The 7003-nt window shown below is 69.5% G+C and carries 7 protein-coding genes and 1 riboswitch; of the genes, 4 read left to right on the top strand and 3 right to left on the bottom strand.

What is annotated here, in order from left to right:
• Positions 1 to 39 precede the first annotated feature (39 nt).
• Positions 40 to 1536 (bottom strand): trehalose-6-phosphate synthase, encoded by a 1497-nt coding sequence (locus HKK72_RS15345; protein ID WP_187235036.1) that lies wholly within the window; start codon positions 1534 to 1536, stop codon positions 40 to 42.
• 147 nt (positions 1537 to 1683) lie between these two features.
• Here HKK72_RS15345 and HKK72_RS15350 point away from each other — a divergent pair, with 147 nt between their 5' ends.
• The 3 genes from HKK72_RS15350 to HKK72_RS15360 all read left to right on the top strand — a co-directional run bounded on the left by HKK72_RS15350 (position 1684) and on the right by HKK72_RS15360 (position 3709).
• A complete protein-coding gene (locus HKK72_RS15350) occupies positions 1684 to 1899 on the top strand; it encodes a cation transporter (RefSeq protein ID WP_187235037.1) in 216 nt (71 codons plus the stop codon).
• Between the two features lie 72 nt (positions 1900 to 1971).
• Positions 1972 to 2110, top strand: a riboswitch (SAM riboswitch).
• 14 nt (positions 2111 to 2124) lie between these two features.
• On the top strand, positions 2125 to 3372 hold the full coding sequence (thrC, locus tag HKK72_RS15355) for a threonine synthase (protein WP_187235038.1): 1248 nt from the start codon (positions 2125 to 2127) through the stop codon (positions 3370 to 3372).
• Positions 3373 to 3430: 58 nt separating this feature from the next.
• The gene (locus HKK72_RS15360) at positions 3431 to 3709 is read left to right on the top strand and encodes a MoaD/ThiS family protein (protein WP_187235039.1); all 279 of its coding nucleotides are present in this window, start codon (positions 3431 to 3433) and stop codon (positions 3707 to 3709) included.
• Positions 3710 to 3858: 149 nt separating this feature from the next.
• Here HKK72_RS15360 and HKK72_RS15365 read toward each other — a convergent pair whose 3' ends face one another.
• On the bottom strand, positions 3859 to 4590 hold the full coding sequence (locus tag HKK72_RS15365; protein ID WP_222720742.1) for a class I SAM-dependent methyltransferase: 732 nt from the start codon (positions 4588 to 4590) through the stop codon (positions 3859 to 3861).
• A gap of 249 nt (positions 4591 to 4839) precedes the next feature.
• Here HKK72_RS15365 and HKK72_RS15370 point away from each other — a divergent pair, with 249 nt between their 5' ends.
• Positions 4840 to 5040, top strand: a complete 201-nt coding sequence (locus HKK72_RS15370) for a cold-shock protein (protein WP_187235040.1) — start codon at positions 4840 to 4842, stop codon at positions 5038 to 5040.
• A gap of 519 nt (positions 5041 to 5559) precedes the next feature.
• Here HKK72_RS15370 and HKK72_RS42145 read toward each other — a convergent pair.
• Complete coding sequence (locus HKK72_RS42145) at positions 5560 to 6138, bottom strand: YcxB family protein (RefSeq protein WP_187235041.1); 579 nt, start codon at positions 6136 to 6138, stop codon at positions 5560 to 5562.
• Positions 6139 to 7003: the final 865 nt, after the last annotated feature.

The raw sequence follows: 7003 nt of genomic DNA on the forward strand, positions 1-7003 counted from the left end.
CGGGTCCAGTCGCGTACGGGTCCGGTCGCGTACGCGGGTTCAGCCGAGGGCGGCCAACTGCTCGGCGAACCATTGCTGCGGGGGGAGCGCCATCGCGGTCGCCGCGAGCCGCTCGCATCGGGTGGCCCGCTCGTCGCGGGGCATCAGCAGCGCCTGGTGCAGTGCCTCGGAGGTCTGTGAGACGTCGTACGGATTGACCAGCAGCGCGTCGTCGCCGAGCTCGGCGGCGGCCCCGGCCTCCTGTGACAGCACGAGGGCACAGCCGTGCTCCGACACCACCGGGCCTTCCTTGGCGACGAGGTTCATGCCGTCACGGATCGGGTTGACCAGCAGGACGTTGGCCATCCGGTAGGCCGCCAGCGACCGCGGATAGTCGTCGTAGACCTCCAGGATCAACGGCTCCCAGCCGTCGTCGCCGAACTCGTCGGTGATCTGCCGGGCCATGCGCTCGACCGCCTCGGTGTACTCCCGGTACTCGGGCAGGTCGTACCGGGACGGGTAGGCGAACGCCACGTGCACCACCCGGCCGTGCCACTCCGGGTGGTTGACGAGCAGCTCCCGGTACGCGGCCAGCCCCCGTACGAGGTTCTTCGACAGCTCGGTGCGGTCGATCCGTACGAGCATCTGCCGGTCGCCGACCCGCTTGCGCAACTTGGCGGCGCGGTCGGCCACGTCCGCCTCGGCGGCCCGTCGGCGCAGAGCCGGTCCGTCGACGCCGAGGCCGTGCACGCCGATCCGGGTGGCCCGGCCCTGGTAGGTGACGGTCGGGGTGATCCGGTCGACCTTCGCGCCGAGCACCGCCTCGCAGCAGTCCAGGAACGCCTTGGCCCAGCGCTCGGTGAGGAATCCGGCGCAGTCGGCGCCGAGGATGCCCTCGAGGACCTGTACGCCGATGTCGTCGGGCAACATCCGGTAATAGTCCGGGGGCGCCCAAGGGGTGTGGGAGAAGTGGGAGATCCGCACGTCGGGACGGCGTTCCCGCAGCATGTGCGGCGTCAGCGTCAGGTGGTAGTCCTGGATCGCCACCTTGGCGCCACGGGCCGCGTCGCGGGCCAGCGCGTCCGCGAAGGCCGCGTTGTAGGCATGGTAGGACTGCCAGTCCCGGTGGAACCCGGCGTCGAAGTGCGGCTTGTTCGGAGTGTCGTACAGCAGGTGGTGCACGAACCAGAGTGTGGCGTTGGCCACTGAGTTGTAGGCCCGGTGGAAGGTGGCGGACGGGATGTCGAGCATGCGCACCGCGCCGCCGCCGGTGTCAAGGCCGGCCAGGTCGAGGCGGCCGTCCGGGGCCTGCCGCGCGGCCGCGCGATCGGCGTCGGACAGCGCGGCGCAGACCCACAGCGCGCTCGCCTGGGCATCGCTCTCGGCATCGGGGCTCTCGGCGTCGGCGATCTGGGCGCCGGGGCCCTGGCCGGCCACGGACGCCAGGGCGGAGACCAGCCCGCCGCCGCCGCGGCGCATCGTCAGGGCTCCGTCGTCGGTCAGTGAGAAAGACACCGGACCGCGGTTGGAGGCGACAAGAACCTGCGCGTCACTCATATTCGGCAGCGTAGCCCGCCAGCGGATCTAGGTTCGATGCGAGCCTGCCCCAGCGCTCGTGCGTTTCGCGCCAGGCCCCGGCGTAGAGGCCTGCTCCATGGGTCGGGCAGGTAAAATCGGGAAGAACGGCGCCGAGACCAGGAAACAGTGCTCGCCGCCGGGGCCGCGAACGTTGCCATCGCCATCACGAAGTTGATCGCCGGTCTCGTCGCCGGCTCGAGCGCGATGATGGCCGAGGCCGCGCACTCGGTCGCTGACACCCTCAATCAGGGATTCCTGCTCGCGTCGCTTCGACGAAGCGCCCGCCCGGCCGACGCCAGGCATCCGTTCGGGTACGGCCAGGAGCCGGCCTGGGAAGGGTAGTGTCCCGACCGGTGAGACGCGCTTGCCCGCCATCCGGGCGGTTCAGGTACAGTTTTGCGTACAACTTCATATTGCTCATCCAGAGGGGTGGAGGGATCGGCCCTGCGAAGCCCCGGCAACCCTCCCGTCGCACTCGTTACTCAGCAGCGAGGCCGCGCGGGACAGGTGCCAAATCCGACCTGTGACCAAGGTGGCACAGGACAGATGAGGGAAGGCCTCGCTTCCATGGCACAAAGCCCTGCGACACCCGCTCTCGGACCCGCCAAGGCACTCGTCTGCCGTGAGTGCGGAGCGTCCGCCGAACTCGGCCCCCACTACGCCTGTGAAGAGTGTTTCGGACCACTCGAGATCTCGTACGACTTCAGCGGTGTGACCCGCGCCGGCATCGAGGCCGGTCCGCAGAACATCTGGCGCTACCGCGGCCTGCTGCCCGTACCGCCGCATGTGATCGATACGCCCAACACGGAGCCGGGCTGTACGCGGCTCGTCCGCGCCGACCAGCTCGCCGAGTCGCTGGGGATCCGGGCGCTGTGGGTCAAGGACGACAGTGGGAACCCCACCCACTCGTTCAAGGACCGGGTGGTCGCGGTCGCGCTGGCCGCTGCACGCGAGCTCGGGTTCAAGGTGCTCGCCTGTCCCTCCACCGGCAACCTGGCCAACGCGGTCGCCGCCGCGGCGGCGCGGGCCGGGATCCGGTCCGCCGTCTTCGTGCCCTCGAACCTCGAAGAACAGAAGATCATCACTACGGCGGTCTACGGCGGCACGTTCGTGACGGTCGAAGGCAACTACGACGACGTGAACCGGCTCGCCTCCGAGATCGCGGGTGAGCAGGACGACTGGGCGTTCGTCAACGTCAACGTGCGCCCGTACTACGCCGAGGGGTCCAAGACCCTGGGCTATGAGATCGCCGAGCAGCTCGGCTGGCGGCTGCCCGACCAGATCGTGGTCCCGGTCGCCTCCGGCTCACAGCTCACCAAAATCGACAAGGCGTTCCAGGAGTTCATCAAGCTCGGCCTGGTCGAGGACAAGCCCTACCGCGTCTTCGGCGCGCAGGCGCTCGGCTGCAGCCCGGTGGCCGCGGCGTTCAAGGCCGGCCACGACGTCGTACGGCCGGTCAAGCCCGACACCATCGCCAAGTCGCTCGCGATCGGCAACCCCGCCGACGGGCCGTACGTGCTCGACGTCGCGCGCCGCACCGGTGGCGCGGTGGAGGACGTGACGGACGCCGAGGTGGTCGAGGGCATCCAGCTGCTCGCGCGCACCGAGGGCATCTTCGGCGAGACCGCGGGGGGCGTGACGGTCGCGACCCTTCGCAAGCTGGTCCGGTCGGGGCTGCTCGACCCCGACGCCGAAACCGTGATCATCAACTCGGGCGACGGGCTCAAGACCCTCAACGCGGTGGCGCCGGTGGCCAGGCCGTCCGCCCAGATCGCGCCCACCCTCGAAGCCTTCCGCGCCTCCGGGCTGGCCTGAATCCACGTCCGCCCGAATCCCGCAAGCCGCTCAGAGCCTGAGAGTGAGTGATCGAACAATGAGCACGGTCTCCGTCCGAATCCCGACGATCCTGCGGACCTACACAGGGGGCGAATCCGAGGTCAAGGCAGTCGGCGCCACCCTGCGCGACGTCATCGCCGACCTCGAGGCCAACCACCCCGGCATCGCCGCCCGGATCCTCGACGACGGCGGCAAGGTCCGCCGGTTCGTGAACGTCTATGTGGGGGACGAGGACGTCCGGTTCGCCGACGGGCTGGACACGCCGACTCCCGAGGGCGTTCAGGTCTCGGTGATCCCCGCCGTGGCCGGCGGCTGAGACCGCCGCACGGCCGCACCACCGGCCGGCGCGCGGTACCCGAGACCGCTCTGCCCCGCGCCAGCCGAGCACCCCGCCCCGCCCCGCCCCGCACCCGCCGACCGGCCGGCCGGGTGCGGGGCGCCGCTCGTTCAGTGCGCCGAGGCCGCTTAGAGCACCGGACGGGCCATCACCCATCCGCCGTCCGGCGTGAGGAGCCGGTCGAAACGCAGGCCCGCCTCGCCCAGCGTCGCGGGGAGCGTCTCGTCGTCGAGCCGTCGCGTCGTGAACGAGTGCGACCACGTCCGCTCGCCGATCCGGTATCGCATCGTCGCCGACAGGACGCCTTCGGCTCGCCGTTCGAGGTCGCGCAGCTCATAGCCGACCTCGCCCCTCGCCCAGGTGCTCGGCCGCACCGTGTCGTACCACTCCGGCGGCTGGCGCTGGAAGATGACACAGCCGTCCGGCGCGACGTGGCGCCGGCAGGACGCCAGCATGCGCCGCCTGTCCACGCCGACGTATTCGAGCACGTAGGAGGCCAGGAGCACCGCGTCGAACGAACGCCCGAGGTCCAGTTCCTCGATGCTCGCCCGTACGGTCTCGGCGCCGCGAACGTGGGCCAGCATCTCCGCGGACTCGTCGACGGCCACCACCGGGTGGCCAAGCCCGACCAGCGGCTGCGTCATCCGGCCGGTGCCGCAGCCGAGCTCGAGGATCGAGGCGCCCGCCGGGATCGCGCCGTGCACCAGTGCCGCGCTTTCGTCGTCGGGCGGCAGGGCGGCGTAGAACTCGGTGGCCGAACCGTCGGGTGCGATGGCTCCGGGGCCGGCGCCCTTCGGGCTCTCATCTGTCATGGCGCTTCTCCCGTCATAGCGCTTCTCCATGAGGCTCGCTGTCCTCACCGGGGGTCACCTTGATCAGGTAACGCCGTCCTGCCGGACATGTCCAACCTTGAGGCGGAAACAGGTGCCGACGGCTGACCATTATCGGCCGTTCGGTGCTGTGCCGCAGGATGTCGTGGGTATGGTCTTTGCCGATCGCCGCGGGGGCAGGCGGACCCGAGGGCTGATCAACGGGCCTCGCGGTAGCCGGGGTGGGGCTCGCAGGATCCGCCGTGGCCGGCGCGGTCGCGGTTCGTCGGCAGGATTGGTATGGCGCAGGGCACTGTCAAGTGGTTCAACGCGGACAAGGGCTATGGCTTCATCGCCGTCGACGGCGGCGATGACGTGTTCGTGCACTATTCGGCCATCCAGTCGGATGGCTACCGCAGCCTCGAACAAGGGCAGCGGGTCGAGTTCGAGATCACTCAGAGCGATCGCGGACCCCAGGCGGACGTCGTCCGCGGGACCTGATCCGATATAGCGAGGGCCCGGCCGCCACGGCCGGGCCCTGCGTCGTCCATCGGGGATGGTTCTCCGTTGCGCTCGCCCGATCACCCAGTGAAGTCTGCCTGTGTCGCTGTCACGTTGCTGTCAGGCAGCACCGTGGTGGGGAGCTCATGCTCGTATACCCCTCCTGACCAGCACCATCAGGATGGAGAGGGCTCCGTGCATTAGCTGGGCAGCTCGGCTGCCCGTAATTGGGCGATGGTCTGAAGCCACCGCCTTGAAAGGGCGGGCATGGCCTTGTTCGCTGACCTGGCGATTCGCTGACCAGCGGGGTACATCGGCCGTCTGCCGTGAGCGACCGCGAGTCCCCCTTGATCACCTTCCTGACGGGCACGCGTGTCGGTCCGGCGTGCTCGTCCGCGCGAGCGCTGAGATGTGGTGACAGACAGGAGGGCGCGGGCGAACACTCCGGCTCGCGGGGGCCTGGGGGCGGTGGAGCCCCAGTGTCACGCTCGACCAACCCGGCATGATCAGTCGGCCCCCTTACAGAGTTTGAGCCCCCGCCGGAGGCGTGTTCGATCTAGGCCGGATCCCTCTGGGCCAGGCTCGGGTGGAGTTCCGGTCGAGGACGGCTTGCAATCGGTCGAGGTCCGCCGGTGTTGCGGCGCCGCGCTTGGGAAGGACGACGATGCCGATGCCGTGCTTGTCGGGCGTCATCAGGACGAACAGCTCATCCGTCTCTGCATACCGGGTGAGCATCGGCCACTGGTACGTCGTCTCGGTATCCCGTGAGGTCACCCGCACCCCGCTGTCGTCCACGATGGCCTGGAATTCCCCCTGCGGGGCGACCATCCTGTACATCCGCCGCCCCCGGAGCGTAGGAAGCAGCACATACATACCGATGAGCAGGGCCAGCCCCGCGAGGCAGCGCACCGTCGAGCCGGGCTCCCTCGACCCCGTGAGGATCAAGACAAGAGCGCCCAGCACAATGATCACGCCGGCCAGGAGGATCCCGTTCTGTAGCCGTCCCGACGAGGTGGCCCGCATCCGCGCGCGGATCGCCCCCACCGCGTCCGCGGTCGTCGGCAGGTAAGCCAACTCCACTGCGCTCGTTTCCTGCACGGCCACTCTCCAGGTTTGTCACGCTGCCGAGCCGCGATTCTAACGGGACCAACAGACGGGCCCCCGCTACGCCCTGTTGAGCCGTCCGACCGGCACGCCCGAAGGGACCGGCGCCCCCGCCGCACGCCCGTAGGGCGTGCCGGAGCGGGCGGCTGCTCGGGATCTTCTGGTGGGGGCTGCCAGGGGCGAGTCCGGGTCCGGAGGTCAGGCGCGTGCCGTGCTCTTGGTGGCTTCGGGATGCGGTGCCGCTCGCGCGTGCCTACGGGGCCCGTTCGATCCTCCGCGCACGGTGGGCGATGTGGTGCGGCTGTACGAGCAACGCCGCCCTCGGCCAGATGGGCGGCTTGGGTCCGCGTGGTATCGGTGAGATCGAAGTGGCGCTCGTCTTCGCGGGCTAGGTCCAGCCGCACCGGCACACCCACGGCGGCGCTACCCGCCGGCGGTGATCCGGCCGGTGTGACCGCGACCTGCGGCCTTTGACCCACTACAGCAAGCAGACAGGTCTACGGTCCACCTCGTACCCCGTGTTCCGCGAGCGTTCCGCGACTACCGGCGTCTGGCGAGAGACATCGGCTCACGGCGGCACACGCGTCTGGACGCCGCTGACGGCGTTCTGCCAGGCGAGGCTGAAGGTCCCTAGATTGAGGACGTTAGCCCTGGTGGGGAGGGTTCCCGGTTGCACTCGCCGGATGAGAGTGCTAAACAGTCGTTGGCACTCTAATGTGGAGAGTGATAATTCCACAGTCTGGGTCGGGGCGATGAGGCCTGTGCTCTGCGGTGGCATGGATGCCGCTGGGTCGGGTCGTCCGTCGCGGGCGTCGGCTCGATCCATCATGGCCACCCTGTTCCGGGAGGACTGGAGCCT

Source organism: Actinomadura sp. HBU206391 (genome assembly GCF_014323665.1).
GTDB lineage: Bacteria > Actinomycetota > Actinomycetes > Streptosporangiales > Streptosporangiaceae > Actinomadura_C.

What these genes read in the sequence shown, in the direction of transcription:
- HKK72_RS15345 (WP_187235036.1), bottom strand. Translation starts at nt 1,536, where the DNA reads ATGAGTGACGCGCAGGTTCTTGTCGCCTCCAACCGCGGTCCGGTGTCT.
- thrC (WP_187235038.1), top strand. Translation starts at nt 2,125, where the DNA reads ATGGCACAAAGCCCTGCGACACCCGCTCTCGGACCCGCCAAGGCACTC.
- HKK72_RS15360 (WP_187235039.1), top strand. Translation starts at nt 3,431, where the DNA reads ATGAGCACGGTCTCCGTCCGAATCCCGACGATCCTGCGGACCTACACA.
- HKK72_RS15370 (WP_187235040.1), top strand. Translation starts at nt 4,840, where the DNA reads ATGGCGCAGGGCACTGTCAAGTGGTTCAACGCGGACAAGGGCTATGGC.